This window comes from Advenella incenata (assembly GCF_004217095.1).
GTDB lineage: Bacteria > Pseudomonadota > Gammaproteobacteria > Burkholderiales > Burkholderiaceae_B > Advenella > Advenella incenata.
This window is the reverse complement of record NZ_SHKO01000005.1, coordinates 101379-127975: the sequence shown is the minus strand read 5'-3', so window position 1 is coordinate 127975 and position 26597 is coordinate 101379. Positions and strand designations below refer to the sequence as shown.

At 54.8% G+C, this 26597-nt stretch carries 26 protein-coding genes and 1 pseudogene; 11 read left to right on the top strand and 16 right to left on the bottom strand.

Annotated elements, in window-relative coordinates; all coding sequences use genetic code 11:
• Positions 1-13 precede the first annotated feature (13 nt).
• The 4 genes from EV681_RS21090 to EV681_RS21075 are packed head-to-tail and all read right to left on the bottom strand — an operon-like array spanning position 14 to position 5175.
• The gene (locus EV681_RS21090; RefSeq protein WP_130305163.1) at positions 14-1045 is read right to left on the bottom strand and encodes a FecCD family ABC transporter permease; all 1032 of its coding nucleotides are present in this window, start codon (positions 1043-1045) and stop codon (positions 14-16) included.
• Entirely contained in the window at positions 1038-2042 is a 1005-nt protein-coding gene (locus EV681_RS21085) for a FecCD family ABC transporter permease (RefSeq protein WP_130305162.1), read from the bottom strand. Before EV681_RS21085 ends, EV681_RS21090 begins: the two co-directional genes overlap by 8 nt.
• Positions 2039-3073 carry an ABC transporter substrate-binding protein gene (locus EV681_RS21080; protein ID WP_242612347.1) on the bottom strand — a complete coding sequence of 345 codons (1035 nt, stop codon included), beginning with the start codon at positions 3071-3073 and terminating at the stop codon, positions 2039-2041. Before EV681_RS21080 ends, EV681_RS21085 begins: the two co-directional genes overlap by 4 nt.
• A complete protein-coding gene (locus EV681_RS21075) occupies positions 3073-5175 on the bottom strand; it encodes a TonB-dependent receptor (protein WP_130305161.1) in 2103 nt (700 codons plus the stop codon). The genes EV681_RS21080 and EV681_RS21075 overlap by 1 nt, the downstream gene beginning before the upstream one ends.
• A gap of 222 nt (positions 5176-5397) precedes the next feature.
• On the opposite strand from EV681_RS21075, the gene EV681_RS21070 reads away from it, so the two are divergent.
• Both EV681_RS21070 and EV681_RS21065 read left to right on the top strand, forming a co-directional pair.
• A complete protein-coding gene (locus tag EV681_RS21070) occupies positions 5398-6408 on the top strand; it encodes a Bug family tripartite tricarboxylate transporter substrate binding protein (RefSeq protein ID WP_130305160.1) in 1011 nt (336 codons plus the stop codon).
• Between the two features lie 29 nt (positions 6409-6437).
• Positions 6438-6830 (top strand): EthD family reductase, encoded by a 393-nt coding sequence (locus EV681_RS21065; protein WP_128396472.1) that lies wholly within the window; start codon positions 6438-6440, stop codon positions 6828-6830.
• Positions 6831-6837: 7 nt separating this feature from the next.
• Here EV681_RS21065 and EV681_RS21060 read toward each other — a convergent pair whose 3' ends face one another.
• Complete coding sequence (locus tag EV681_RS21060; protein ID WP_128396471.1) at positions 6838-7773, bottom strand: LysR family transcriptional regulator; 936 nt, start codon at positions 7771-7773, stop codon at positions 6838-6840.
• A gap of 108 nt (positions 7774-7881) precedes the next feature.
• Between EV681_RS21060 and EV681_RS21055 the strand changes: the two genes are divergently transcribed.
• The 4 genes from EV681_RS21055 (at position 7882) to EV681_RS21040 (ending at position 11745) form a co-directional block, all read left to right on the top strand.
• Positions 7882-8418 (top strand): phosphonopyruvate decarboxylase, encoded by a 537-nt coding sequence (locus EV681_RS21055; RefSeq protein ID WP_128396470.1) that lies wholly within the window; start codon positions 7882-7884, stop codon positions 8416-8418.
• The gene (locus EV681_RS21050) at positions 8418-9017 is read left to right on the top strand and encodes a thiamine pyrophosphate-dependent enzyme (protein WP_130305245.1); all 600 of its coding nucleotides are present in this window, start codon (positions 8418-8420) and stop codon (positions 9015-9017) included. Before EV681_RS21055 ends, EV681_RS21050 begins: the two co-directional genes overlap by 1 nt.
• Before the next feature lie 21 nt (positions 9018-9038).
• Positions 9039-10517 carry an aldehyde dehydrogenase gene (locus EV681_RS21045; RefSeq protein ID WP_130305159.1) on the top strand — a complete coding sequence of 493 codons (1479 nt, stop codon included), beginning with the start codon at positions 9039-9041 and terminating at the stop codon, positions 10515-10517.
• A 238-nt stretch (positions 10518-10755) separates the two neighbouring features.
• Positions 10756-11745, top strand: coding sequence for a Bug family tripartite tricarboxylate transporter substrate binding protein (locus EV681_RS21040; protein WP_130305158.1), 990 nt, complete (start codon positions 10756-10758; stop codon positions 11743-11745).
• Positions 11746-11930: 185 nt separating this feature from the next.
• Here the strand turns inward: EV681_RS21040 and EV681_RS21035 are convergent, their stop codons facing one another.
• From EV681_RS21035 to EV681_RS21020, 4 genes are all read right to left on the bottom strand, one after another.
• Entirely contained in the window at positions 11931-12992 is a 1062-nt protein-coding gene (locus EV681_RS21035) for an endonuclease/exonuclease/phosphatase family protein (RefSeq protein ID WP_130305157.1), read from the bottom strand.
• Positions 12993-13182: 190 nt separating this feature from the next.
• Entirely contained in the window at positions 13183-13962 is a 780-nt protein-coding gene (locus tag EV681_RS21030) for an SDR family oxidoreductase (RefSeq protein WP_128396465.1), read from the bottom strand.
• 5 nt (positions 13963-13967) lie between these two features.
• Positions 13968-14711 (bottom strand): class II aldolase/adducin family protein, encoded by a 744-nt coding sequence (locus EV681_RS21025; protein ID WP_128396464.1) that lies wholly within the window; start codon positions 14709-14711, stop codon positions 13968-13970.
• Positions 14708-15691 carry a Bug family tripartite tricarboxylate transporter substrate binding protein gene (locus EV681_RS21020; RefSeq protein WP_242612346.1) on the bottom strand — a complete coding sequence of 328 codons (984 nt, stop codon included), beginning with the start codon at positions 15689-15691 and terminating at the stop codon, positions 14708-14710. Before EV681_RS21020 ends, EV681_RS21025 begins: the two co-directional genes overlap by 4 nt.
• Before the next feature lie 224 nt (positions 15692-15915).
• Between EV681_RS21020 and EV681_RS21015 the strand changes: the two genes are divergently transcribed.
• Positions 15916-16494 (top strand): flavin reductase family protein, encoded by a 579-nt coding sequence (locus tag EV681_RS21015; protein ID WP_128396463.1) that lies wholly within the window; start codon positions 15916-15918, stop codon positions 16492-16494.
• Between the two features lie 99 nt (positions 16495-16593).
• Positions 16594-16713: pseudogene (locus tag EV681_RS21010) on the top strand (SDR family oxidoreductase); the annotation flags it as partial.
• A 148-nt stretch (positions 16714-16861) separates the two neighbouring features.
• Here EV681_RS21010 and EV681_RS21005 read toward each other — a convergent pair.
• From EV681_RS21005 to EV681_RS20995, 3 genes are all read right to left on the bottom strand, one after another.
• Complete coding sequence (locus EV681_RS21005; protein ID WP_128396462.1) at positions 16862-18040, bottom strand: NAD(P)/FAD-dependent oxidoreductase; 1179 nt, start codon at positions 18038-18040, stop codon at positions 16862-16864.
• 76 nt (positions 18041-18116) lie between these two features.
• Positions 18117-18743, bottom strand: coding sequence for a GntR family transcriptional regulator (locus EV681_RS21000; RefSeq protein ID WP_278044100.1), 627 nt, complete (start codon positions 18741-18743; stop codon positions 18117-18119).
• A gap of 266 nt (positions 18744-19009) precedes the next feature.
• Positions 19010-19231, bottom strand: coding sequence for a hypothetical protein (locus EV681_RS20995; protein WP_130305155.1), 222 nt, complete (start codon positions 19229-19231; stop codon positions 19010-19012).
• A gap of 140 nt (positions 19232-19371) precedes the next feature.
• Between EV681_RS20995 and EV681_RS20990 the strand changes: the two genes are divergently transcribed.
• Complete coding sequence (locus EV681_RS20990; RefSeq protein WP_128396459.1) at positions 19372-20526, top strand: TRAP transporter substrate-binding protein; 1155 nt, start codon at positions 19372-19374, stop codon at positions 20524-20526.
• On the opposite strand, the gene EV681_RS22600 is transcribed toward EV681_RS20990, so the two are convergent.
• Positions 20523-20687, bottom strand: coding sequence for a hypothetical protein (locus EV681_RS22600; protein ID WP_165393164.1), 165 nt, complete (start codon positions 20685-20687; stop codon positions 20523-20525). The genes EV681_RS20990 and EV681_RS22600 overlap by 4 nt on opposite strands.
• Positions 20688-20731: 44 nt before the next feature.
• Here EV681_RS22600 and EV681_RS20985 point away from each other — a divergent pair, with 44 nt between their 5' ends.
• Complete coding sequence (locus tag EV681_RS20985; RefSeq protein WP_128396458.1) at positions 20732-21355, top strand: TRAP transporter small permease subunit; 624 nt, start codon at positions 20732-20734, stop codon at positions 21353-21355.
• On the top strand, positions 21352-23298 hold the full coding sequence (locus EV681_RS20980) for a TRAP transporter large permease (RefSeq protein ID WP_130305154.1): 1947 nt from the start codon (positions 21352-21354) through the stop codon (positions 23296-23298). The genes EV681_RS20985 and EV681_RS20980 overlap by 4 nt, the downstream gene beginning before the upstream one ends.
• 59 nt (positions 23299-23357) lie before the next feature.
• On the opposite strand, the gene EV681_RS20975 is transcribed toward EV681_RS20980, so the two are convergent.
• From EV681_RS20975 to EV681_RS20965, 3 genes are read right to left on the bottom strand one after another with little or no spacing between them, the layout of a single operon-like run.
• Positions 23358-23765, bottom strand: a complete 408-nt coding sequence (locus EV681_RS20975) for a TfoX/Sxy family protein (RefSeq protein ID WP_130305153.1) — start codon at positions 23763-23765, stop codon at positions 23358-23360.
• Positions 23762-24646, bottom strand: coding sequence for an ATP-binding cassette domain-containing protein (locus EV681_RS20970; RefSeq protein ID WP_242612344.1), 885 nt, complete (start codon positions 24644-24646; stop codon positions 23762-23764). The genes EV681_RS20975 and EV681_RS20970 overlap by 4 nt, the downstream gene beginning before the upstream one ends.
• The gene (locus EV681_RS20965; protein WP_130305152.1) at positions 24643-26475 is read right to left on the bottom strand and encodes a glycine betaine ABC transporter substrate-binding protein; all 1833 of its coding nucleotides are present in this window, start codon (positions 26473-26475) and stop codon (positions 24643-24645) included. The genes EV681_RS20970 and EV681_RS20965 overlap by 4 nt, the downstream gene beginning before the upstream one ends.
• Positions 26476-26597: the final 122 nt, after the last annotated feature.

Here is a 26597-nt window from a genome sequence, read left to right as displayed (position 1 = left end):
AATGGCATTCGTGCTAAGAACGTGCACGCAACAGCAAATAGATAAAGAACGGGGCCCCAATGGCCGACACGAAAATACCTGCTGGCAGATCCAGCGGCAAAAACTGCGTGCGGCCAATCAGGTCGGCAATCATGACCATATTGGCGCCGACCAGCATGGTCACGACAATCAGACTTGTGCCGGATTTGCCGCCGATCCGCCGGGCAATATGTGGTGCAACCAGGCCGACAAATCCCAGGGCGCCGGTATAGGCAATGGCTGCGCCCGCCAAATAGACGCTTAACGCCAGCAGGACCAGCCGTGCCCGTTCCATGGAAATGCCCAGGCCGATAATCAGTGCATCGTCCAGTTCATTGACTGCCAGCGTCCTGGCCAGCACGACCAGCAGTGTGGCGGCCGGCAACAGCCACAGGCACAGGGTTGTGACGTCATGCCAGCGCGCGCCATAGACACTGCCCGTCAGCCAGACATAGGCGCTCAGGGTAGAGGAGAGCGGGCTGAAAACCAGCAACATGGTGGTACAGGCAACCATCACCGCCGAGATCCCCACGCCCACCAGGATCAGACGGGTGGGGGAAACGCCGCTTTTCCAGGCCAGCAGATAGACCAGCGCGGCACCGGCAAAGCCGCCGGCCATCGCCGCCAGGGGAAGCCATTGCACACTGAGCCAGGACGTCATGAACGACAGGAAAAATACCGCTGTCGCCGAAGCGCCGCTGGTGACGCCGATAATATCAGGCGAAGCCAGCGGATTGCGAATAATGGTTTGCAGCAACAGGCCGGATACTGCCAGTGCGCCACCGGCCAGCAGCGCCATCAGCATTCTGGGGGCGCGCAATATGGAGACGATAAAGGCATTATCGGCGATTGTCTGGCTGCGCAACGCGTCAATGACCTCCGGCAACGATAGCATGTACTTGCCTGAAGACAGAGACAGCAGGGCAACCGCCAGCGTGATCAGCAGCAATATTGCAATTGTTGTGCACGTGCTGGTGTTGATTTGGCGGGAATACCAGTTATTGCGCACGGTCAGCCATTTATCCATTGCGCATCCCCTTTCTGGCCATATGGATAAAAAAGGGCGCGCCAAGCAGTGCGGTGACCACACCGATCGGCACTTCCTGGGGAATTAACACGACTCGGGCCACAATATCTGCAAGCAGCAACAACAATGCCCCGAAAACAGCATAGCCGGCAAGCAGCCAGCGAAAGTCACCCGGCAGAATACGGCGCACGATATGCGGCACGATCAGCCCGATAAAGCCAATATTTCCGGCCAGCGACACCGCGCCGCCAGCCAGCAGGATAATAATGATGCTTAGCAGCGAGCGAATGACAAATGTGTTTTGCCCAAGGCCGCGTGCTATGTCGTCACCGGTAACCAGAATATTGATATGTCTGGCCAGCACGAAACTGGCGGCAAAGCCGATCAGCAGATAAGGATAGATGGTGAGCACGGCATCCATTTCACGTCCGGCAACCGAGCCGGCCATCCAGAACAGAATGCTGTCCAGACCTTCCTGGCTGATCACCAGCAGCGCCTGGGTGAACGAGGCAAACAGTGCGGTAACGGCGGCTCCCGCCAGCACAATGCGAAAGGGGCTGCGGCTGCCGAGCATACCGATGCAATAGACCAGCGTGCCGGCAACGGCAGCACCGGCAAAGGCCAGCACCATGAACTGGGTCAGCGTGGTCGACCCGAATAACGGCGCCAGCAGGACAATAGAGAAGACAGCGCCGGCATTGATGCCAAACAGGCCGGGAGAGGCCAGCGGGTTTCGGGTCACGGCCTGCATCAGGCCGCCGGCCACCGCAAGGCAGGCGCCAACGGCAATGGCAACGGTCATGCGGGAAAGCCTGGTGGTGTTCACCAGAATATGGTCGATATCAAGGGGGTCGGGTTTAAACAGTGCTCCCAGTACGTCGCCCGGTGCAATATAGGTTTTGCCGATAGACAGGCTAAGGACCGCCAGCAGCACCAGTAAGGCGAATCCGATTGTCAGGGTGATCAAAGCGCCCGAGCGTGTATGCAGCGTCGTCATTTTTGCAGACCTGCGGGGGAGCCTAGGAGCTGCTCCAGTTCATCGAGCATCAAATTGGCGCTCAGAATGCCGCCAGCCAGGCTCCAGTAGACGTTGTCGACCAGATAAACCTGCTTGTTCTTTACCGCCGTCAGTTGTTGCCACAGCAAATGGCGGGACCAGTCTTCATAGCGGTTTTGTACGACCCGGCTGTCCGAGCGCATCTGCACGAAGAACACATCGGCATCCATAACCGGAATGCTTTCCTTGCTGGTCAGTTTCATCAGCGGCCAGCCGGATTTTCTGAACGGTTCGCTCCAGACGAAGCCCAGATCGGCCAGAACCGAGCCGGCAAAGCTGTTTGCCAGATAGATCCTGACATGGTCGCTGCGAAAATCCAGGATCGAAACGGACAATGGCCAGGCCGCGCCGAATTTGTCCTGAAGACGCCTTTTGGTCTGCGCCAGACGCGCATCCCATTTGTCCAGCAACACCTGAGCTTGGGATTGTCGATTCAGTGCCTGGCCGATCAGCCGGGTGTTGTCCCTGAATTGGTACACTTCGTCCACCGCCACGGTGGGGGCGATATAGGACAGCAGGTCGTAGATTTTTTCATTTCTGAATTTGGAAGCGATGATCAAATCAGGCTTGAGCCTGGCAATATCTTCCAGGCTGGGCTGGGTCTCCAGTCCCACCATAGGCACGCCTTCCAGGTCTTTACGTAGATAGCGATAAACCGGTTTCTCGGCCCACGACTCCACTGTAGCCAGCGGTTTTACGCCAAGCGCAACGGCGATATCCGTGGCCCCTTGAAACAGCGTAATGACCCGCTGCGGGGTATCGGGAATCGTGGTTACACCCAGCGCATGCTGCACGGTGAACGGTGCAGCCATGGCATTTGTGCAGGCCAGGACAGTCAACAGGAACCAGATACGCATGCCAAGCGATCGCCGGCCGGCTGAGCCGGCGTGCGCAGCCGCAAGCACGATTGTGCGCACACGGCCCGGATTCGATGCCGTTTGCCTGGTCCACAGTTGTGATGTCGCGTTCATCAGAAGTTGACCGAATATCCTACAGTGACAGTGCGACCACGACCCGCAAAATACCGCAGCGGATCAACCAGGCCACTTTGCGAATAATAGGTCAGGTATTTCTTGTTCAACAGGTTGGCTGCCGATACGCTGATCGTGCCTTTTGGCAGCTTATAGTCCAAAGACAAGTCAACCAGGGCATAGCCAGTGAAGTCCGAGTCTTTTTCGTCGAATTTCTGGCTGAACGCATAATTGACTTGCAGGAAGGAACTCAGTTTGTCGGTCCATTTGGCAGACCAGCTGGCCACGATGCGGTTGGGGGCGACATTCAATGCGCCGAGCTTGGCATCCAGGCTGCCGTTATCATCGCTGTCATACTTGCCGTGCATATAGGAGTAGCCGATTTTTGCATAGTGCCGGTCGTTCAGGTGAACACCCAGGCCGGTCTCGATGCCCTGGATGCGGGTCTTTTCGCGTGCCAGCTGGAACTGACCATCAACCGGGACGACCCGTGCGCCGTATTTCGAATTCGATTGGTAATAGCTTAGGTCAAAATCAAAGCGGTCATTTTTATAACGCATACCCACCTCGTAGTTATCCGTCAGTATGGGTTTGAGCGCCTGGAAGTTGTCAATAGACTGTCCGGGGGTGTTGATCGAACGCAGGGCACGTCCCACATCCGGCATATCGAACCCTTGTGAGAAACTACCAAACAAGGTTAGATTATCCGTCGGCTTATAGACGATGCCTGTGCTGAACAGCCCTTCATTGAATTTGAGCTTTCCTCCTTGCACGGATACGTTTTTATAGGCAGCCAGGGTGCGATACGACTCCACATCAAGCTGGCCCATTTCATAGCGATAACCGGCAGAGACAGTCAGGTTGTCCAGCAATTTGTACTCGGCCAGCACGAACGGTGCGTAGCTGGTGTACTTGGACTCTGGTACATACGTGCGCCCGGTCAGATACAGCCCCTGGTCGCCTTTGTCGATCAGCGTGTCAAAGCCGCCGGTCAATTTCAACTTGCCGTCCAGCAAATCATCTTTGGTCAAAGACAGTTTGGTTCCCCATTTATTGGCTTTGGAGCGGGACTGATCATACAGCGTGCCTACGGGCGCAATGCGTGCATCCTGGAATGTGCCGGAATTGGCTGCGCCAAAAAGCCCCTCGAAGCGCTGGTTGAACACCATGGCATTCAATTTGATCCCGGCATTGCCCAGGTTAAGGTTTTCGTAGCTCAGGGCTGTAGTCCACACCGTATTGCTCGGCGCTACTCCCTCTGGTGTCCCACGCTCCGAGGTGGACGGGATGCCGGCCTCGCGGTCGCCCTCGATACCGATATAATCCATGCGCCCCTTGATCCGGTAATGGTTCATGCTCAGTTGCAGCTTCTGGTCGTCGTCGATCCAATAGCCGAGTTTGGCCAGAACATTATAGGAGCGCGAGCTCATGAGGTCGCCCTGGGTATTGTCGGCGCCGATCATATTGTTCCAGCCGTCCAGCGCCAGTCCCTGGCTTTCATAGCTGCCCGAGAGCAGATACTCAAAATTCCCACTACGGCCATTAATGCCATACGTGGTCTTGTATCCCAAGGTCTCAGATTTCAGTTGTGATGTGGGGGTGGTGGCTTGAATACCAAAATGCTGGTTGACTGTACCCGGCTCCGGGCTCTTGGTTATGATATTGATCACCCCGCCGGTGCCGCCAATGCCGTTGGATGCTGTGGCGCCGTTGATCACTTCAATGTGATCGACCATGGAGTAATCAATCGTATGCACTTCACGCCCGGTAGGGCGCAAGGGGTTCGATTGCGGCACGCCATCAATCATGATCAGTGGTGTTCTGCCACGCAGGGTCTCGCCACTGCCGTTCATTTTGTCGCGGCTCGGCGTATAGGCCGGCAGCAAATTGCTCAGGACGGTCGATGAATTGGTTGAAATGGCCAATTGCTGCTGGATTTGCTCCGAATCAATTATGACGATCTTTTGTGGCGCATTGTCAGGGTCAATATCAGACCGGGAGGCGGTAGCCACAATGGGGGCCAGCACTTGCGGTGTTTCCTGAGCTTTTACCGATGTGACGGAACATACTGCAGTGACAGCAAATAGAATTTTTTTATGCATCAGGAAAATCCGATCAGAGGAATACGAAAAATTGAAATGAGAATTATTACATAGGTTTTAAATTCCCCGGCTAACTTGCGTCAAGACAATTGAAATACAAGCAAGGACTCGGAGCCGGCAAACAACGAAATTAAAATAATAAGGTCATAAATACGAACTATTGACATAAAAGAACAGTTACGCTAATCTCTTCTGAATAATATAAATACCAGAGGAGACATCGTGGCTTTAGCACCATTGAGGATTCAGCAGCCATTCATCCGGCGCCTTGCTGCCGTAGTTGTGGCCGGTTCGTTGCTCGTTAATGGCACTGTATGGGCCGAGGATGCATCGAAAACTTTGTGGCCAGATCACGCAGTCAGATTTATCGTTTCGTTTCCGCCCGGTGGTGCAACCGATATCATCAGCCGGGAGGTTGCTGCCAAGCTTCAGGAGAATATGAAGCAGCCAGTAGTGGTTGAGAATATTGGAGGTGCGAGCGGTTCAATTGGTGTTGGCCGCCTTGCAAAAGCAAAAAATGACGGTTACACGATTGGACTGGGAAACTCAGGCACTTTCACGATGACGCCCTATCTTCAGACAGTGCCCTATGACCCACGCAAGGATTTCACGCCAATATCCATGCTGACCGAATATTCCAATGTGCTTGTGGTCGGCAAGAAAATGAAAGCGAACTCGTTAGGCGAATTCATCAAAGAAGCGCAGTCGAGTCCGCAATCGTTGACTTATGGCTCCGCAGGCAACGGATCCAGCAACCATATGACGGGGGTACTGTTCGGGAATGCGACCAAACTCAAGTTCCTGCATGTTCCTTACAAGGGCAATAACCCGGCACTTCTGGCAGTCATGGGTGGAGAACTGGATTGGATGTTTGCAACCATTTCTGAAATCAAGCCATTTCTTGAATCCGGAAAGTTGCGTGCGCTAGGCGTCTCGAGTAAGGAGCCCGATCCGCTTCTGCCCTCTGTTCCCCCAATCGACCATACAGTACCTGGATTCAACGTCATTGGCTTCATGGGTCTGTTTGGCCCCGCGAATATACCGGTACATATAACGAGCAAACTGAGCAATGAAGTGAACCAAATACTTGCCAACAGTCAGGTAATAGAAAAATTTTCCCGACTAGGTATGCGCGCCAATCCCAGCTCTCCTGAAGAACTGGCCAGGCGTGTCGACTCTGATGGCGCAATTTGGAAAAAAGCCATCGCTGATGGACAGGTCACGACAAATTAAATTTATTCCACGATAGCAAGGAAAGCCAAATGAGTAACAAAACCGAACCGACAGTGCGCAAAAAAATGGTCAAGCGAATTTCGCTACTCACTCGAAAAGAAGGTATGTCCAAAGACGAATTCTTATCGCATTGGAACGATCACTTACCGATATCACATGATGTGCCAGGTCTGCGACGATATGTACTTTCACATATTATCAGCGAGCCGCAACGCGCCGATGTTCCTGTTCACTGGGATTTGGGGGAAGTGGACGGTATTGCCGAAACCTGGTTTGACAGTCAGGAGGCGACGGACAAGGCGTTTCAGTCGCCAGAAGGAAAGCGGTGGCTCGCTCATGGGGCTTCCTTTATCGGGCGTCAAAAAACATTCGTTGTACAAGAAGAGGTGGTCATTTCCGGCACGGATGCGCAGTTGCTGTAGGAAATAATCACTCTTTCGCGATCCACTTTGCATGGGCCCAGCCGCCCTGTTCAATGCTTGCGCTGATACATCCGGAAAGCGTCTGCATGACGCATTTGACCGACATCGTCATGTTTCTGTCGCGCGAGCGGGCCATCACAATGGTCCGGGTCAATCCTGCATTGGTCAGGGGTGCCGCCTCCAGGCAGCCCTGCGCCAGTTCTTGTGCAATGGCAATTGAAGGCAAAATCGTGTAGCCGTGCCCGTCGAGCACCAGGCGTTTTTGCACGCTCATGGAGTTGGTCTCTGCGACCACGTTCAATTGCAGGTTGTTTTCCTGGCTGACCTGATCGACCAGAATGCGCAGGCCATGAGGTCGACTGGGCAGGATAATGGGCCTGTCGGCCATGCTGTCCAGCGTGACTGGCTTGCCCGAACGCAAGCCATTTCCGGGCAGGCCAACAAACCACAGCTTTTCTTCCACCAGCGGCTGAACATTCAGCGACGCGCTCAATTTGGCCGAATACAGCAGCGCAACATCAATTTCGCCCACTTCAAGCCATTCCTGCAAATGGCCGGCATATCCGGCTGTGATGGTTATCCTGATTTGCGGGTATTGTTGCTGCAGCTGGCGCAGCAACATGCTTGAGAGCAGATCGCTGGTGCTGGGCAGCAGTCCCACGTTGACGATACCGCTCACTGCCCCGGACGATGGACGTATCTCCGCCTTTGCCTTTTCCACTTCGTGCAAAATGCGTCTGGCATACTCAAGAAAGGTTTTTCCTTCCTCGTTCAGGATCATGCCCTGGCGGCCACGTTCAAACAGTATGGCGCCCAATTCGTCTTCCAGCATTCTGATCTGCCGCGAGAGCGCCGGTTGCACGATATTGAGCACATCCGCTGCGCGCGTCATATTTGCGGTTTCGGCGATCGTGACCAGTGCTTTTAATTGTTTAAGGTCCATCGGCGCTTTCCATCAAAAATTACGATTGAATAATCGCAAAATTCTATTGTAAATGAATATTGATCGAATGTTAGTATTAAAACTTAATACATTCTCGAGGGAACGATCATGGATGGGGCAGAGGTAAACGTGCAACAACAATGGCAGGCGGCCATTTTTGATGAACTCAAGCGGGCGCAGGTCCGGCAGATATCGTATGTGCCGGATGCGGGACACGCGCTGGTGATCAAAAAGGCGCAGGCGGACCCGGACATTCTGGACGTGGCGCTGACCACAGAAGAAGAGGGGGTTGCCCTCAACTGCGGCGCCTGGCTGGGTGGAGACAAAGCCGTGCTGTTGATGCAAAGCAGTGGCGTGGGCAACTGCGTCAATATGTTTTCATTGCTCAGCAGTTGCCGGTTTCCCTTTCTCACGCTGGTGACCATGCGCGGCGAATATGCGGAATTCAATCCCTGGCAGGGGCCCATGGGCAAGGTTACGCAACAGGCGCTGGAGCTGATGGGTATCACCGTCATGCGTGCGGATGACCCCGACAAGGTGGGCGAGCTGGTTAACGCGGGCCTGGCGTCTGCCTTCGAGGCAGGCGAGCAGGTGGCCATTCTATTGTCACAAAGTCTGATCGGACGCAAATCATGGGTGAAATAATGAAAGAGACATTGCCAGCAGGCCAGCGCGTTGAACGCAGGGCATTTGTGAATCAATTAATGCAGCAGATCCCCGATGCGCTGGTGATCACCGGACTGGGCTCGCCCAGTTATGATGTGTTTGCCGCCGGAGATCGGGCCGGCAATTTCTATCTATGGGGAGCCATGGGCGGCTCAACCGCCATGGGCCTTGGCCTGGCATTGGCCCAGCCCGACAGGTCGGTGGTTGTCGTCACCGGCGATGGCGAGCAATTGATGGGTGTTGGCAGCCTGGCTACCATTGGAGCCAGACAGCCGGCAAATCTGACGATTGTGATTCTGGATAATGGTCATTATGGCGAAACCGGTATGCAGCGCAGTCATGCCAGCCTGGGAACGGATTTGGTGGCGGTGGCCAAAGGCTTTGGCATCAAGAACGCTATTACGGTCGATTCCCTGGAAGGGGCGGCAAAAGTGGCTACTCAGATCAAGGCTCGGGATGGTGTGGCGCTGGTCCGGGTCCTGATCGACACAGGTGAGCCGCCGCGGGCCTTGCCTGCGAGGGACGGTGTATATATCAAAAACCGCTTCCGTTCGGAACTGGGCCTGATGCCTTTCTGAACAGAACCCAGGAGCAATGGCATGAAACGTTATGAGCTGCATATCAATGGCCAGTCGGTCAAACCGTCTACGGACACCTGGTTTGAAACGCAAAACCCGTTTACCGGGCAAGCCTGGGCGCACATCCCCCGTGGCAGCGCCCAGGACGTTGACAGCGCGGTGCAGGCCGCGCATCAGGCCTTCACGCAAGGCGCATGGTCGCAGTTGACGGCCAGTCAGCGCGGGTTGCTCATGTATCGGCTGGGCGACGTGATCGCCCGGCGAGCCGAGCAACTGGCCCAGACCGAGGTCAGGGACAATGGCAAACTGTATAGTGAAATGCTGGGGCAACTGAACTATGTGCCCCAGTGGTACTACTATTACGGCGGATTGGCCGATAAAGTACAGGGTGCCACGCTGCCGCTGGACAAGAAGGATTATTTTGCCTACACGCGACACGAGCCCATGGGGGTGGTGGCTGCGATTACGCCATGGAACAGCCCCTTGCTACTGCTTGCATGGAAAATCGCACCGGCGCTGGCTGCAGGGTGTACGGTGGTGGTCAAGCCATCGGAGTTCACCTCGGCCTCTACCCTGGAGTTTGCGGCGCTGTTTGAAGAGGCCGGATTTCCGCCGGGCGTCTTCAATGTGGTTACCGGTTTTGGTCATGAGGTCGGATCAGCGCTGGTTGAGCACCCGCTGGTGAGCAAGGTGACATTCACCGGATCCGATGCCACCGGACGCGTGATCAACCAGCAGGCCGGTGCGCAGCTAAAACATACGTCTCTAGAGCTGGGTGGCAAATCGCCCAATATCATATTTGACGATGCCGATATGGAGCAGGCCGTCAATGGCGCCGTATCCGGCATTTTTGCGGCCACCGGCCAAACCTGCATTGCCGGGTCACGGCTGCTGGTGCAAAGCACGGTGTACGACGAGGTTGTCGCCAGGCTGCTGGCCTTGGCAAAAACGGCAAAAATGGGCGACCCCATGGACGCACAGACGCAGGTCGGGCCGATCACGACACCCGCCCAATATCAAAAAGTCAAAGACTATATTGAAGTGGCAAAGGGCGAGGGCGCGCAGTTGCTGCTGGGTGGCAAGCCTGCAGACGACGCCGCTTGCGGTAATGGCTGGTTTATCGAACCAACCATCTTTGGGGAAGTGCGCAACAGTATGCGGATTGCCCAGGAAGAAGTGTTCGGCCCCGTGCTCTCCATTATCCGGTTTGATAATGAACAAGAGGCGCTGGCAATTGCAAATGACATCCGCTTCGGGTTGGCGGCGGGCGTTTGGACCAGCGATATGGCGCGCGCCATTCGCATGTCCGAAAATCTCAAGGCAGGCACGGTCTGGGTCAATACCTATCGCGCTGTCAGCTTCATGGCGCCGTTTGGTGGCTACAAGGATTCCGGCCTGGGGCGGGAAAACGGGATCGGTGCTATAGGTGAATATCTGCAAACCAAAAGTGTCTGGATCAACAGCGGCGCGGTAACCGGCAACCCGTTTGTCATGCGTTAAGTCCTGGCCCGCCTGGCTGCGTATTGTTTTCGGCAATATCCTGTTTGCGGGGGTACGCACGAGCTGCACGCCATATCCGGGATTGCAAAAGAGGCGGTATCCAACGACAAATGCAAGCCGCCGCTTATATCGGCACACAGAGGCACGTGATTGCCGCAAGGTTGATGTTGTCTGATGTTCCGGCTTGGCCGAAATAAAAACCATACATACAAAAGCAATTATCTGGAGACAAAATAAAATGACGACAGTTTCAAGACGTACGCTGCTCAAAGCGGGCATTGCCGCATCCATCGGGTTACCACTGACCGCGGCTTGGGGCAAAGATGCATTGCCTGCCGGGCCGATCACACTTGTGGTGCCGTTCGCAGCGGGTGGCTCAACCGATGTGGTTTCCCGGTTCATCGCGCAAAAGCTGTCCGAGCGTATCGGACGCACGGTTGTGGTGGAGAACGCGGCTGGCGGTGGCGGCGCCATTGGCGCAGCCCGAGTGGCGCGAGCCGCAGGCAACGGTAGCACCTTGCTGATGGGGACGGTTGCCACGCACGCAATCAATCCCTTATCAACAAAAAATCCGCCTTACGATCCGCAGAAAGACTTTACGCCGGTATCGCTTATCGCGACTGTACCCAATGTATTGCTGGTTGGCGCGTCGGTCAAAGCGCAGAACCTGAAAGAATTGATTGCGCTGATAAAAGCGCAGCCGGGCAAGTTCAACTACGGTTCATCGGGTGTGGGAACGCCGCCGCATTTGTCCGGTGAATTGTTCAAATCCATGACGGGTGTGAAGATGGAGCATATTCCTTACAAGGGCGGCGGGCCGGCCATGATTGATCTGATTGCCGGACAGATTCCCATTCTGTTTGACGTTCTGTCTGGCGCGGCCTCGCATATCCGTGCCGGTTCTGTGCGTTCGCTTGCCGTGACGACAAGCGAACGCTCGGCATCGTTTCCGGATGTCCCCACCATGGCAGAGGCGGGGGTTGTCGGTTTTGAGACCTATACCTGGAATGCTGTTTTTGGGCCAGCGGGTGTTCCGCCTGAGGTGGTCGATCTGCTTAGCCGGCAATTGCAGGCCGTCGTGGCCCAGCAGGAGGTTCAGGCCAAACTGAAAGAGCTGAGTGCGACGCCTGCGGGAACAACACCAGAAGTGTTGGCGCAACTGGTTCAGTCTGAACTTGATAAATGGCGCCCGATTATTGCCTCTATTGGTGGTCTGAAACGCGGCTAATTGCTGTGAAGGCCGGCAAGGCTGATTGGCGCGCCGACCGCATGGTCAAAGGTATGCACATCAGGGGTTATGCGTGGCTCGTATGACAGAGTAGCGCTCATCCGTTTGCAACGACATCAATCATCTGTCATATGTGCCGGTTTATTGGCGCCAAGAGGCTGTGGGCTGTGGTTCAATCACAGCCGTTATTGAGCCTCTTGACGTCCTTCGGCAATTTTTTCGTCTGCCTGCGCCATCTCTTCGGTATCGGCCGTTTCTACTTCATGCAAATCTTCCTGCGCAGGGCAGTACTGAAATTTTGCGTAAATGGGAAAATGATCGGACCCGATATCGGGTAACTTGGCCATGTGTTTAATCTGGAACTCGGCACTCTGGAAAATATGATCCAGCGGCCAGCGCAAAAAGCGATAGTGTGCATGGAAGGTATTGAACATGCCACGCCCGATACGCGCGTCAAGTAATTCGCTTACTTTCTTGAACAGGCGGGTGGAGTGTGACCAGGCCACGTCATTCAGATCGCCAAAGACCAATGCGGTCTCGTCCAGTTCCCGTATCTGTTTGCCCACCAGTAGCAGTTCCGCATCCCTGGGTTTTGATGTTTCGCTTTCGGTTGGGCTGGGCGGTGTCGGATGCAGGCAGTAAATCCGGATTTTTTCACCGGAGCGCAATACTACCTGGCTGCGAATGGAGGGAATATCTTCCTCAACCCGATATAAAACCTCGGTATCTTCGAGTGGCAGACGCGAATACAGATGCATGCCGTACAGGTTGTCCAGGGGGATGGCCACGCGGTACGGGTAGTCGTGTTCCAGGCTGGCCAGGGCATGCTGCCACCACGTGTCAGATTCGAGCGTCAGCAGCAGATCAGGTTTGTATTGCCTGACCAGTGTAATCAGCGCATCGCTACGGCGGTTGGGAGTCAGGACATTGGAGGAAAGCAGCGATACGGTCCGTTCATCATCGGGCACCTGGCTGCTCAGGACCTCTGTTTTTGCCAGGCGCGTATACGGGAATATTTTATAGAGTTGGTAGATGAGGGCGATCAGGTTTGCCGTCACGAGGAACAGCACCGTCCAGACCTGCGTGGGTGGATTCAAGGCAGTGACTATCAGGCTTGCCAGACACAGGACAGCGATCTGGACCCTGGGAAAATCCAGGCTGCGAATGCTCCAGTGGCTGCTGGGTAAAAAGGCGAGCGCCGTTGCAAGCGCCGGCAAGACCAGAATCAGAACGTAAAGAAATGACACTCGCTATGCTCCGTAGGATGTATTCTGCCATTATAGAGAGTATTTATGTCACCCATCAGAACTGGCGCGCCATTGAAGGCGCTCAATATTCAATAATTGTGAATTCGACTGCGCTGCGGCGTTCATCCGGCGCACATATATAGCGCATCAAGTCGGGGCAGGCCAGCGCCCGGTATGCGTTTACCAGGCGCTAGAACGAAATGGAGAATCCGCCGTCTACCGCCAATACCTGACCGTTTACATACGAGGCTGCGGCCGAGGCAAGGAAAAGTACCGGGCCCACAATTTCTACGGGGTTACCCCAGCGTTGCAGGGGATTACGTTCCTGCATTTTGGCAATATTGTCGGGGTTTTCGATCAACGCCTGATTAAATTGAGTGGCGAAAGTCCCCGGTGCGATGGCATTGCTCAATATACCGTCCCGCCCAAATTCGACCGCTAACGAGCGGGTCACGGTATTGAGCGCCTGTTTGGTTACCGGATAGATAAAATCGCCAAAACGAACGATTTGTCCTGCGATTGAACTGATCGTAATGATTCGTCCGTAATGATTTAACTTCATCAGGGAGACGGCCGCACGTGAAATTTCAATGGTAGACAGAATATTGGTGCGCGTGATGGCTTCGAGCTCCATGGCGTCAATATCCTGCAATCGCCGACGCATTCTGATGCTCGCATTGTTTACCAGGATATCAAGACGCTGATGGCTATCTCTTATTTGTTCAAAGGCGCGCTGGCAGGCCTCCCGATCGTCCAGGTCAAATGCCACCCAGGCTGTCGCCAGCCCCTGGGCTTGCAGTTTGCGGGACGCGGCTTGTGCGCTGCTTTCATCGCGACCGTGAACAATGACCGTTGCACCGGCTTGTCCTAAACCCCGGGCTATTTCATAGCCCAGGCCGCGGGTCGAACCGGTGACAAACGCCACCTGATTGCGTAAATCGAACAGTGTGTTCTGACAGGTTTCGGTCATACGTTTCAGTCTTTGTAGCTCGCATCGCGGCGATCCAGATAGCGACGCATGGCCGGCCACTCCATGATGCCGAATGGACGTCTTACGCTGGGTTGGTACAGGTGATGTGTTTTTTCTACTACTTCTGCTGAAGGGATAATCAACTTGGTGTTGCCGGCCAATGCATCAACCTGGGCCCGGCACGCCATCTCCAGCCAGTACATGGCGTTGAATGCTTCAGCAATGGATGGCGAGGCCACCAGCAATCCATGGTTGCGCAGAATCATTGCGTCCTGGTGGCCAAGATCGGCTACAAGGCGCTGCTGCTCATCCATGTCGATGGCGACACTCTCGTAGTCGTGATAGGCAATGTCCTTAAAGCGCATTGACGTCTGCGTAATTGGCAGCAAACCGCATTCCATTGCAGATACGGCCATTCCCGCCCGAGAATGGGTATGAATAACACAACCGACGTCATGGCGCGACGCGTGCACGGCACTGTGAATTACGTATCCGGCCTGATTGATGCTAGTGCCATCTGCGTGCGGGTTATCGAGCACCTCGCCTTTTATATTGATTTTGATCAGGCTGGAAGCTGTGATTTCTTCATACATATAGCCATAAGGATTGATCAGTATCTCGTCATCGGTACCGGGAATGCGTGCAGTAATATGGTTGTATACCAGATCGCTCATGCCGAAGAGCGGCATGAGCCGGTAGCATGCCGCCAGGTCAACGCGGGCTTCCCATTCGGTATTGCTGTATTTCATTTTTGATCTACTCCTGCTTCTTTTACAATGTTTCCCCAGGTGTCATAGTTTTCCTGGACCATTTTCCCGAAGGCCTCGGGCGTCTCGCTCATGACGACTTCGGAACCGAGTGCCACCAGTTTGTCATTGGTTGGCTTATCACTGAGCGTTCGATTCAATTCGGTGTGCAACTGATTCACAATGTCGCGCGGCGTGCCTTTGGGGGCGAATACTCCCAGCCAGGCACCCATGTTGAAGTTGGGCAAGCCCTGTTCCTGAATGGTTGGAATGTCGGGCGCCAGCTTGGCGCGGTTTGCTACGCTGACGGCCAGGCCATTCAGTTTGCCAGATTTGACGTGGGGCATCGCTGACACGACGGTGTCAAATGTCATATCGACATTGCCGCCTATCACGTCTGTCTGGGACTGGGTGCTGCCCGAATAGGGCACGTGCACCATTTTTGTGCCGGTCTCCTTCATCAGTAATTCCATCAACAGGTGACTGGTCGTGCCTTTGCCGATAGAGGCAAAGGTCAGTTTCTCCGGGTTGCTTTTTGCATAGGCGATCAGGTCTTTAAAGGTTTTTAACCCTTTGCTGTTGTTGGTGACCAGTACATAGGGTAGCCAGGTCGTTTGCCCTATCGGTTCGAAATCTTTTGTTGCATCATAGGTCAGGGACTTGTATACGTGCGGATTGATGTTCATGGGTGCCGTGGCCGATAGCACCAGCGTATAGCCATCGGGCCTGGCCTTGGCAACCAGACCGGCCCCCAGGCTGCCACCCACGCCTGGCTTGTTTTCGACGATGATAGGCTGTCCCAGGTCTTTGCTCATTTTATTGGCAAGGATACGGGCAATGGCATCGGTCGAGGTTCCCGGCGGAAAGCCAACCACAATCGTAATTGGCTTGGCTGGATACTGTGCTGGGGCCGCGCATGCGCCTGCCGTGAGTGCCAGCATGGCAGTTGCCAGCAGGCCTTTGATCAAATAGCCGTGTGTCATGTCTCGTCCTGATTATGTTTGAATTTATAATGCTATTGGTCATATATATGTCTACATTTCATGACCAATAGTATCGATCAGCAGACGGTCAGTCTATTTGTCAATGAAAAACGCTGACTTCACCAAAAGTGAACGGGGTGTTCAATTCGGTGAAACCGGTAGGAGCAAGGCCGTCAAGGCTGGCTAAACGCGCCAGCGTTTCACTCATATTTGCAGGATGCATCATGAATCAGTATATCGAACCCGTTCCTCTGGAAAAGTCCTATCGGCTGGTCAATCACGGTCCCACAACCCTGGTGTCGGCCGTCCATGACGGGGTGCAGGATGTCATGGCGGCAGCGTGGGCCTGTGGGCTTGATTTTTCGCCTCCGAAACTGACTGTGGTGCTGGATAAAAGTACTTGCACACGCAGGCTTGTCGAGAATGCCGGTACGTTTGTCGTGCAGATGCCGACGGTTGCACAGGCACAGATGACTCACTATGTTGGAAACCATGGCCTGGATGATGAGCCCGGCAAGCTTGAAACTGCCGGCACCAAGATATTTCGCATGGACGGATTTGATCTGCCTTTTGTCGCGGGATGTGCTGCATGGCTGGCCTGCAGGCTGATCCCGGAGCCACACAATCAGACGCGCTATGACCTTTTTATTGCTGAAATTATTGGCGCCTGGGCCGACAGCCGCGTTTTCCGGAATGGGCATTGGGAGTTTGCCAGCGCAGACCCTGCCTTGCGTACGCTGCACTATATCGCCGGCGGTCAGTTTTATGCAATCGGCGATGAAATTGTCGTGAGTGAGCGCTAGTGCCGGCTGGACTGGGCCGATAATTCACGCCGGGGCATGATGTGTTTCCTTGTCAGAGCGGGGTGGAGTAACCTCACAGAAAACAACCAGGAGCAATTAATGACAGTTGAAAAAGTCGCAGTAATCACGGCAGGTGGCAGTGGCATGGGCGCGCACGCGGCGACCCGGCTGGCGCAAGACGGTTTTAAAGTGGCCTTCCTGGCCTCCGAAGGGGCTGGTTACATTACAGGGCAGAATATTCGGGTCGATGGCGGCCTCATGCGGCACGTATAGAGGGCTCCGGGTCCGAGCACGGGGGGCAGGTGCCCGTGAGCATGTCAGACCCGGCAGGGCAGATGAGGGCATGGTCCGGTCCGTTTTGCCGCGGTCACAGGATGCCCTGTTCAGGATAGGGAGCGTTTTGCTCGACTCGCTCATAGCCAAGGCGAGACAGGTCAATGGTCTGAAATCGGCCGTGAACGATCAGCTCTGCAATGCCGCGACCGGCAGCAGGCGCGTGCATCATGCCATGCCCTGAAAAACCAGCTACGGTATAAAGGTTGGGCAGGCGCGCATTCCATGCGCCGATCACCGGATTGCCGTCCAGTTCGTTTACTTCGTACAGCCCGGCCCAGCTGCGGTGGCAACGGGCGGCTTCAAAGGCTGGAAAGCGATGCGCGACCGCCGGCCAGACCACGTTTTCGAAGTTATGGTGATCAACTTCAAAATTGTAGCCGCGTGGTACGTCCCCATCGACCAGCCCTCCGGAATAGCCCTGTCCTTCGGAACGGAAGGCCAGCCTGGCCGTATCCTTGACATAGGGCAATTGACCCACGTGACTGCCCGGCGTGAAGTAATGTTCGAAGCGTCGCACCGGCGCTATCGGTAATGGCATATTGAATAATCGGGCGACGTCGCCCGACCAGGCACCAGTGGCGTTGACAAATGCAGCGGCCCGAATCACCTGCCCATTGCTCAAGGTGACTGACTTTGCCTTGGTTGCGTCATGATCGGCGGCCACAACCCGGTCGGCAATGTATTGCGCGCCAAGCGCTATGGCTTTGCGACGCAAGCCCCACAGTAGTCCATACGGGTCACACCAGCCATCATGGGGCGTATGTACGCCTGCGCCCAGATCGCCCACATACATCGCCGGGAATCGGTCTTTTAGCTCCGCTGGCGACAGCAGGTCCAGCGTGCAACCCTGGGATTGCTGGAAACGTGCGTTTCTCTCAAGGTTTTTGGTGTCTTCGGGTGGAACGACAAAAAGGTAGCCACCCTCGACCCAGTCCACAGGCGCCGGATGTTGTGCGGTGGCCATGGTGCGCTCAAAGTTCCTGATGAAGTCGATGCTGTATAGCGACATCGCAATGTTTTCCGTGCCGGTGAACTGTACGCGACAGCCGCCCGAAGAGCGCAAGGCCGAGGCCAGCTCGTAACTGGGGTCTGGTTCAATCACGCAAACCGACAGTTGTGGATTCTGTTGTACAAGATAGTAGGCGGTGGCTGAGCCGATAATTCCGCCACCGATAATGGCAACGTCAAACAGGTGCTGGTGTGCAGGCATGGGAAAGGCTCAGTGAAAAGTAAGTGGGTGGCAAAAGTACATTACGACGATTGTTTGGCAGTATTGTCACGCTCACTCAGAGCGCTTGTGGTCGGGCATTGTGCAGGGCTTGCTGGGTCTGGACGATGTGGCGTTCAAGCAGCTTTCGTGCTCGTTCGGCGTTGCCGGCCCTGCAGGCCTCAAGCAGGGCGCGATGATCTTTTTGGGGCGATTTTCTGCCAATCGCAGCCGATTGATGCGCCCGCAAATGGATGTCCACGCTTCTGACCAGGCTTTCAATCATCGACAAAAGCCGCTGCCTGCCGCAAGGTTTATATAAACACAAGTGAAATGCCAGATTCAGCTCGGACCATTCGCCAGGCATATCGCTGGCATCGTAGCGTGCAAGGATGGTCTCAGCCTTTCTGAGTATGGCAGGCGTCATATATGGAATGGCCAGGACAAGCGCGCGCGATTCCAGTCCGATTCTGATATCCAGCGTTTCCAGCAGATCATCTATGGATCGTGAGGCCACCACTGAACCCTGATGCGCAGTGTGCGCGACCAGCCCTTCGGCTTCCAGCCGCTTGAGTGCTTCCCGTATGGGAATGCGGCTGACACCGAACTTGCGCGCCAGCGCCTCTTGCTTTAACTGCACCCCGATGCCTAGTGAACCGTCAAGGATAAGCGCGCGCAGTTGGTCTGTAACGGTTTGCGCCGACAGGGTAACGGGGTTTGTTGTTGCAAGGCTGGTAATTGGAGGCTCTTGAATTTATACGCGAGAGATACTGCCGGCCCACCTGTTTTGCGGACCGCTTGCCCCGCAACAGTGAGCACTTATAAACCATAAACGGGATGGCTGATGAATGCGGGGCAACCTTCGGGACATCATTATATTGAATCCTAAATTGGATCCAATATTAGCATTTTTTTGAAATAAACACAGAAAAATTCATCCCCGCCTGCAACAATTGAGGCACCGTCCGACAATCACTTTTTGGGCAGGGCAGATGACGGTTCAGTGACGGTTTGCAGGGATCTGCTATTGACCAGCCCGGCGCGCAAATATGTCTGGCAGGCATGGGGGTTTTCCTGGGTATATTGCAGTTGCAATCGCCTTGCGGTGCCGCCAGACTTGCGCCGTAACGCCCGCCAGGAGCGGGCGGCGCGCATGGTAAGCTGGCGCCCATGGTCTACGTCGAAAGTTGGCAAATTCCAAGCGTACTTACAGATGTCTGAATATTCTTGACAACACTGGATTCTGTGCGTATAAACTTCATTGCAGTCGCAGTTTGTAACATGTATGAAAAACGATAAACAATGATTAGATTACAGGTACAAAGGAGACAATTATGACAACTCGCATTGCGAAAAAACGTCAGACAGCAACACCAAAATCATCACGTCGCAAGTTTCTGGGAGGAGCAGCAGCCGGTTCGGTCGCCGCGGTGGGGATGGGATTTCCAGCCATTGTCAGTGCACAGACGCCGATCAATTTCCGTTTTCAGAGTACCTGGCCAACCGTTGATATTTTCCACGAGTATGCCAATGACTTTGCGAAAAAAGTCAATGACATGACCGGTGGTGAGCTCAAGATTGAAGTGCTCCCCGCGGGGGCCGTGGTGCCGGCTTTTGCCTTGCTGGATGCGGTGTCCAAAGGCACGCTGGATGGCGGACATGGTGTATTAGGCTACAGTTATGGCAAGCAGAATGCGCTGGCCCTGTTTTCCTCGGGACCGGCATTTGGGATGGACGCCAATATGCTGCTGGCCTGGCACAAATACGGCGGTGGCAAGGAACTGCTGGCCAAACTGTATGAATCCATCGGTGGCAATGTCGTGTCCTTTCTGAGTGGCCCCATGCCGACGCAGGCGCTGGGCTGGTTCAAGAAACCCATCGCGAAGGCAGAAGATCTGAAGGGCATGAAATTTCGCACCAATGGCCTGGCCATCGATTTGTTTACAGCCATGGGCGCTGCGGTCAATGCGTTGCCGGGTGGCGAAATCGTACCCGCGTTGGATCGCGGCCTGCTCGATGGCGCCGAGTTCAATAACGCATCGTCTGATCGGTTGCTGGGATTCCCGGATGTGTCGAAGGTTTGCATGCTGCAAAGCTTTCACCAATCTTCCGAGACATTTGAAATTACCTTCAACAAGGACAAATACAATAGCCTGCCCGACAAAATGAAAGCCATTATTCAGAATGCGGTCGAAGCGGCATCGGCCGATATGTCGTGGAAAGCGATTGACCGTTATTCCCAGGACTATATCAAGCTCAAAACAGAGGACAACGTCAAATTCTACAAGACGCCCGACGCCATCCTGCAACAGCAATTGACCACTTGGGACGATATCATTACCAAGAAAGCGGAAAACAATGCGCTGTTCAAGGAAATTGAACAGTCACAGCGCAAATTCGCCGAGCGGGCAGTGGCCTGGGATATGGATACCAATAACAATCGTCGTATGGCCTATAACCATTACTTTGTGAAGAAGGCTGCGGGTTAGGCACCCGATAGATGGCGCCGGCGCTGCGTGCCGGTGCCGGTTCCTGTCGCGTCGGCGTGCTGGCCGCGATGACCGGATGATGGCTGGATGCGCGCTTTGGCTGCGAATTCAGCGCGATCGTCGGGTGTTGCGCCAGCAGCCTCAAGAATGACAACCCGCATTCGGCGCAAGGGATTGTTTATTGCTCTGTCCCAGGAGTTTGTTAATGAAAAGAGTTCTCCACCGTATTGATCAGGTCAATACCTGGATCGGACAGCTATTCGGCTGGTGTGCGCTGATTCTCACGCTGTTTGTCACTTACGAAGTGTTCTCCCGTTACGCGTTTAAAAATCCGCACGCCTGGGCATTTGATGTCATGAATATGCTGTATGGCGCCTTGTTCATGATGGCGGGTGCTTATACATTGGGCAAGAATGGTCATGTGCGCGGTGATGTGCTTTACGGATTCTTTCCGCCTCGCCTGCAGGCGCTGCTCGATCTCATTTTGTATATCCTGTTTTTCTTCCCTGGCGTTATTGCCCTGGTATGGGCTGGATATAACTATGCTTCCGAGTCTTTTGTCATCAATGAGCACTCGACCATTACCGCGGATGGTCCGCCTATTTATCCATTCAAGGCAATTATTCCCATTGCCGGTTTTGCGCTGATCATGCAAGGCATTGTCGAGGTTGTGCGATGCGTGCAGTGTTTGCGTTTCGGCGAGTGGCCCTCCAGGGACATTGACGTCGAAGAGGTCGATGTCGATAAACTGAAAGACATGGTCAACGTGACCGATGCCGACATTCAGGAAGCCGACCGGTACATCGCAAAACAAGGGGACAAAGCATGAGAAAAGAGGCCTGGTTCGGTATCAGTATCCTGATTGCGATTGTCGCTGCCCTGGTTATTTTCATGCCAGCCCCAGCCGATATTACCAATGGCCATCTGGGCCTGTTGATGCTGGCGTTGATTGTGGTCACCATCATGCTTGGTTTTCCCACCGCATTCACGTTGATGGGCATGGGCGTCATATTTACGCTGTTTGCCTATCGCGCAATGGGTCCCAAGCTAGCCATAGAGCAGACGCTGGACCTGATGGTGTTGCGCACTTACGCCGTCATGACAAATGACGTGCTGATTGCCGTTCCGCTGTTCATCTTCATGGGCTATTTGGTCGAACGCGCCAACCTGATTGAGAAGCTGTTCAAAAGCCTGCATCTGGTGATGGCCAAGATTCCCGGATCGCTTGCAGTGGCAACCGTGATTACCTGCGCGGTGTTTGCAACCGCCACCGGTATCGTTGGCGCCGTGGTTACGCTTATGGGCCTGCTGGCGTTGCCGGCCATGCTCAAGGCGGGCTATGACGTCAAACTGTCGGCCGGTGTGATTACTGCAGGCGGTTGCCTGGGAATTTTGATCCCGCCTTCGGTGCTGTTGATTGTGTATGGGGCGGTGGCGGGTGTATCGGTTGTTAAATTATATGCTGCAGCATTTTTTCCGGGCCTCATGCTTGCCGGTATGTACGTGGTGTATATCATTGTGGTGGCAAAAATAAAACCTGCCTGGGCACCGCCCTTGTCGGAGGAAGAGCGCCGGATTCCGTTGCCTGAATTTGCTGCCAGCATCAAAAACAGCATCAGCAACAAGGCACTCCCGGGCTTGCTGCGTGCCCTCAAGGGCGAGCGCAATATCGCCATTCCGGCCTCGGTGATACTCAAGCAATTATTCATTGTCCTGATTCCCGCCATCATGTTCGCCTGCGCGATCGGGCTTAGCTACAAACTGTCACTGCCCACCACGCAACAGGCAAGCACGCTGACGGAAATGGGCTCGCTCAATGCGCCTTCAACGGTGCAGTATGCCGGTTCGCTGCAGGAGCCGGCCGGATCAGGGCTGGCCGAGCCGCCCGGATCTCTTGCCGAGCCGCCGGGCGCCACATTGGCTGAACCGCCGGGCACTGTAGCGCAGCCGCCAGGCGCCACGCCACCGCAATCTGAACAGAATGCAGCCAGCGCGTCGACCACGCCCGAGGCCGACGCGCCAGGCGTATCGCCAACCTTCTGGATTGTGTTTGCCGCGGGGCTGGCGCTGATGATTGCGTTCTATGCTTGGTTCACCTTTGCCCGGCTGGAAATTTTCAAGATGTTGATGGCGTCTTTTTTCCCGCTGGCGATTATGATTCTGGCGGTGCTCGGCAGTATTGTCTTTGGTTTTGCCACACCGTCGGAAGCCGCGGCAATGGGGGCTTTTGGCGGTATATTGCTGGCCCTGTGTTACCGACGGCTGAATATGCCGATGCTCAAGGAGTCGGTGTATCTGGCGGCAAGAACCAGCGCCATGGTGTGCTGGCTGTTCGTTGGCTCCAGTATTTTCTCGGCAGCCTTTGCCTTGCTGGGCGGGCAGGAAATCATCAATACCTGGGTCGTGTCGATGGACCTGACGCCGCTGGAGTTCATGATTCTTGCTCAGATTGTGATTTTCCTGCTGGGATGGCCGCTGGAGTGGACAGAAATTATCGTTATTTTCATGCCGATATTTCTGCCTTTGCTGGCGCATTACAATATCGACCCGCTGTTTTTCGGCATTCTGGTCGCGATGAATCTGCAGACCGCATTTCTGTCCCCGCCCGTGGCCATGTCGGCATTTTATCTGAAAGGCGTTGCGCCGCCGCACGTGACACTGAACCAGATATTCCTGGGTATGTTGCCCTTCATGGGCATACAGATACTGGCGCTGATTCTATTGTATGTCTTTCCTAAAATCGGACTGTGGCTGCCGGAAGTGCTGTATTGATGCTGGTGCGCTGTTCAGGGCGGAGGACGCTGCTGGGCAGCGCAGGCGATGTCATGTGGTCACTTGCGGCGCCGGTACGCCTCGGCCGGCGAGCCTGCTGAACGTGTCCGCTGTTTCTTTTCTGGCATGCGAGCAGCCGCCTGAGCGCCAAGCTGCGCCCAGTCCAGCATTTGTTGACGATCATCCAGGACTGATTCGGGCGGGGCACGAAATGAAAGCGCGACTGTCTTGCTCTCCCCGTTGGGTTTTGTCGTGGTATAGGTCAGCGCAGGACAGTCTGCTTCGTCAAACTGTGCCCGGGTCTGACTATCGGACTTGACATAAAATCGGTCGTCACCGCTGACGATGGCAAACATTCGTCCGTCAAGATACAGTCCGACACTGCCGAACATTCTGCGTGTGGTTATCGGCCCCAGCGGCGCCAGCAGATCCAGCACATACTCCAGAAAGTCTCTGGATACGCTCATGACGCCTCTGTCGAGGAAGTCAAAAAACTGGCCACATATTCATCTGCCGGATTTGCCGTCATCTGCTCCAAACTACCTTGTTGAATCAGGCGGCCCTGATTGAGCAGGGCAACAGTACCGCCCAGTGTTCGAGCTTCCTCCACATCATGGGTAATAAACACAATTGTCTTGTTCAGCCGATCCTGCAAATTCAGCAGCAGTGTCTGCAACTTGCGCCTGATCAGCGGATCAAGTGCGGAAAACGGTTCGTCCATCAGCAGGATATCGGTGCCGGCTGCCAATGCACGCGCCAGGCCGACCCGCTGTCGCATGCCACCGGAGAGCTCATCGTAATAATGTGCCTCGTAGCCCGACAGCTCCATTTCGTTGAGCCAGTAGCGCGCCTGTTCTGCGCGCTCAGGCTTGGGCACACCGCGTACGCGCAGGGCAAATTCGGCATTCTGCTGCACGGTAAAATGCGGCAACAGACCAAAGTGCTGAAAGACCATGGCGATGCGCTTCTGGCGAAACTTCTGCAGATCGGGTATCGACAAAGCAGTCACGTCCACGTCCTGGATTTGAACGGTACCGGTGTCCGGATCAATCAGGCGATTGATATGGCGCAGCAGGGTGGATTTGCCCGAGCCCGACAAGCCCATGATGCAATAAATGCCATTGGAAGGAATGTCCAGATTGATATTTCTTAACGCTACATGGCAGCCGGTTTCAGCGGTAATTGCTTCATTGTCCGATCCCTGATGCAGTAACTTCATGGCTTTGCTATGGCGCTCGCCAAACACCTTGTTGATATTCTGAAGACGAATGAAATGTTCGTCTCTTGCCGGGCTGCCGGCGCCGGTTGGCACTGTGCCCAAGGTGGCGTCAATGGCCTCTGTATTCATCGTGTTCTCCTGCGGTTGCCGTAGGCCTGGGTGATGCGGTCAATAATCACTGCCAGAATGACAATCGCGCTGCCCGCCTGTACGCCCTGGCCAACGTTCAGTGTCTGCACCGCTTCCAGCACTCGCTCGCCAAGACCCGGCGCGCCGATCATGGAGGCCAGTACAACCATCGAGAGGGACATCATGACCGCCTGGTTGATGCCCGCCATGATGCTGGGCTTGGCCAGGGGCAGAATGACCCAGCGAAGCATTTGCCAGCGATTGGTGCCAAATGCCGTGCCGGTTTCATGCATTTCGCGACTGATTTGCAAAATACCCAGTGCGGTCAGTCGGATCAGCGGTGCGATGGCGTAAATCACCGTTGCGAAAAGCGCGGGCACATTACCCAGGCCAAAAAGCATCAGCACCGGAATGAGATAGACAAAGCTTGGCATAGTCTGCATGACATCCAGCACCGGTTGCAGCACACGATAGAAGCGCGGGCGGGCCGCTACGAAGATGCCTATGGGTATCCCAATGACCACTGTAATAATGACTGCGCAAATCAACAGCGCCAGCGTCTGCAGCAATGCGGCCCACAAGCCAAAGGCCCCAATTACATACAGCCCGATAGCGCACGCCACTGCAAAAATGATTGAGCGTGTACTATGCCAGGCCAACGCTGCCGTGAGCAGAATCATCAGCCATGCTGGAATTGCCGCCAGTGCCTGCACCGTCGGACTGAGCAAATAGCGGGTAAGAAATCCACTGACCTGCCGAAAGGATTCACCATAGGTACCCACGACAGATTTGAGGCCGCTATTGAGCTTGTCCTGGATGGACCAGTCAGGGAAGATGCTGCTTACCGCTGCTGTTTGCCCAGTCCATGCCTGCAGCCGGTCTGCCGCTTCGGGGCTGACCCATTGCTGCCAGACTTCGGGATGTTCCTTGATAAATTGTTCTGCCTGCCGGGTGCCGTCGCGTTTGCTCTCGGTCATCTGCAAAATAGCGCCGTTCAATTGATCGGCGGTGAACTGGATTTTTTCAAAGAACTGCATCAGATCCGGATGCTGCTCCTTGAACGGCGTGGAAACAGCAATTGACAAATTGGATACAGGAAAACCGGTGACACAGTTTTTGTCGCCGTCCTTTTCCAGCAGGCTGGCCCAGCATTCCGATTCATTTTTTGGAAATTCCAGCGCCTTGAAGGTGTACTTGGCCATCAGCCCGGTAGGCTGCCAGTAATAAAAGAGCAGGGGTTTCTTCTGTTCATAGGCCGAGGAAATTTCCGCATCCAGTGCCGCACCGGTACCGGGGTGAACATTATCGAATGTCTTGTCCAGGCCGGTCGTACGCAACAGGCGGGTATTGAATATTTCACATGTCCAGCCCGACGGGCAGTTCATGAAGCGAGGTTTGGGGCCGCTTGCCGAGTCCAGAAACAACTGTGAAAAGCGCTCGAGATCCTTGTAGGAACGCAGTTGCGGATTTTGCTCCCAGACATAATCGGGCACGTACCAGCCCTGCTGGGCCCCGCCTTTGAGCGTGTCGCCCACCATGGCGGCCTTGTTCTCCAGCAGCGCCTTGTTCATGACTTCGGAACGCCCGACCCAGACTTCGCCAATCACCTGAATGTCATTTTGCGACAGGGCATTTTCCTGGGCAGGGCCCGAGCCAGGAATCTCGGTGGTCTTGCACTGGTAGCCGCGTTCTGCGATCAGCCGCAATACAGCGCTGGTAAATTGACCACTTTCCCAGGTCAGCGCGGCGAACTTGACGGGGCTGTCGCACGCAGCAAGGGCAGGGGCAGAGAAAAAGAGCAAAAAGACAAAAACGATGCGCTGTAACATTGGCCGGACCCTTGCGGTTTGCTTGATCGGTTAATTACAACTGGCATTTGCCGATGGCGCAAGGCTTTAGCGTCATATTGACGTAAATAGACATCATTTGCTGACTATTGCGGTTGCTGTGC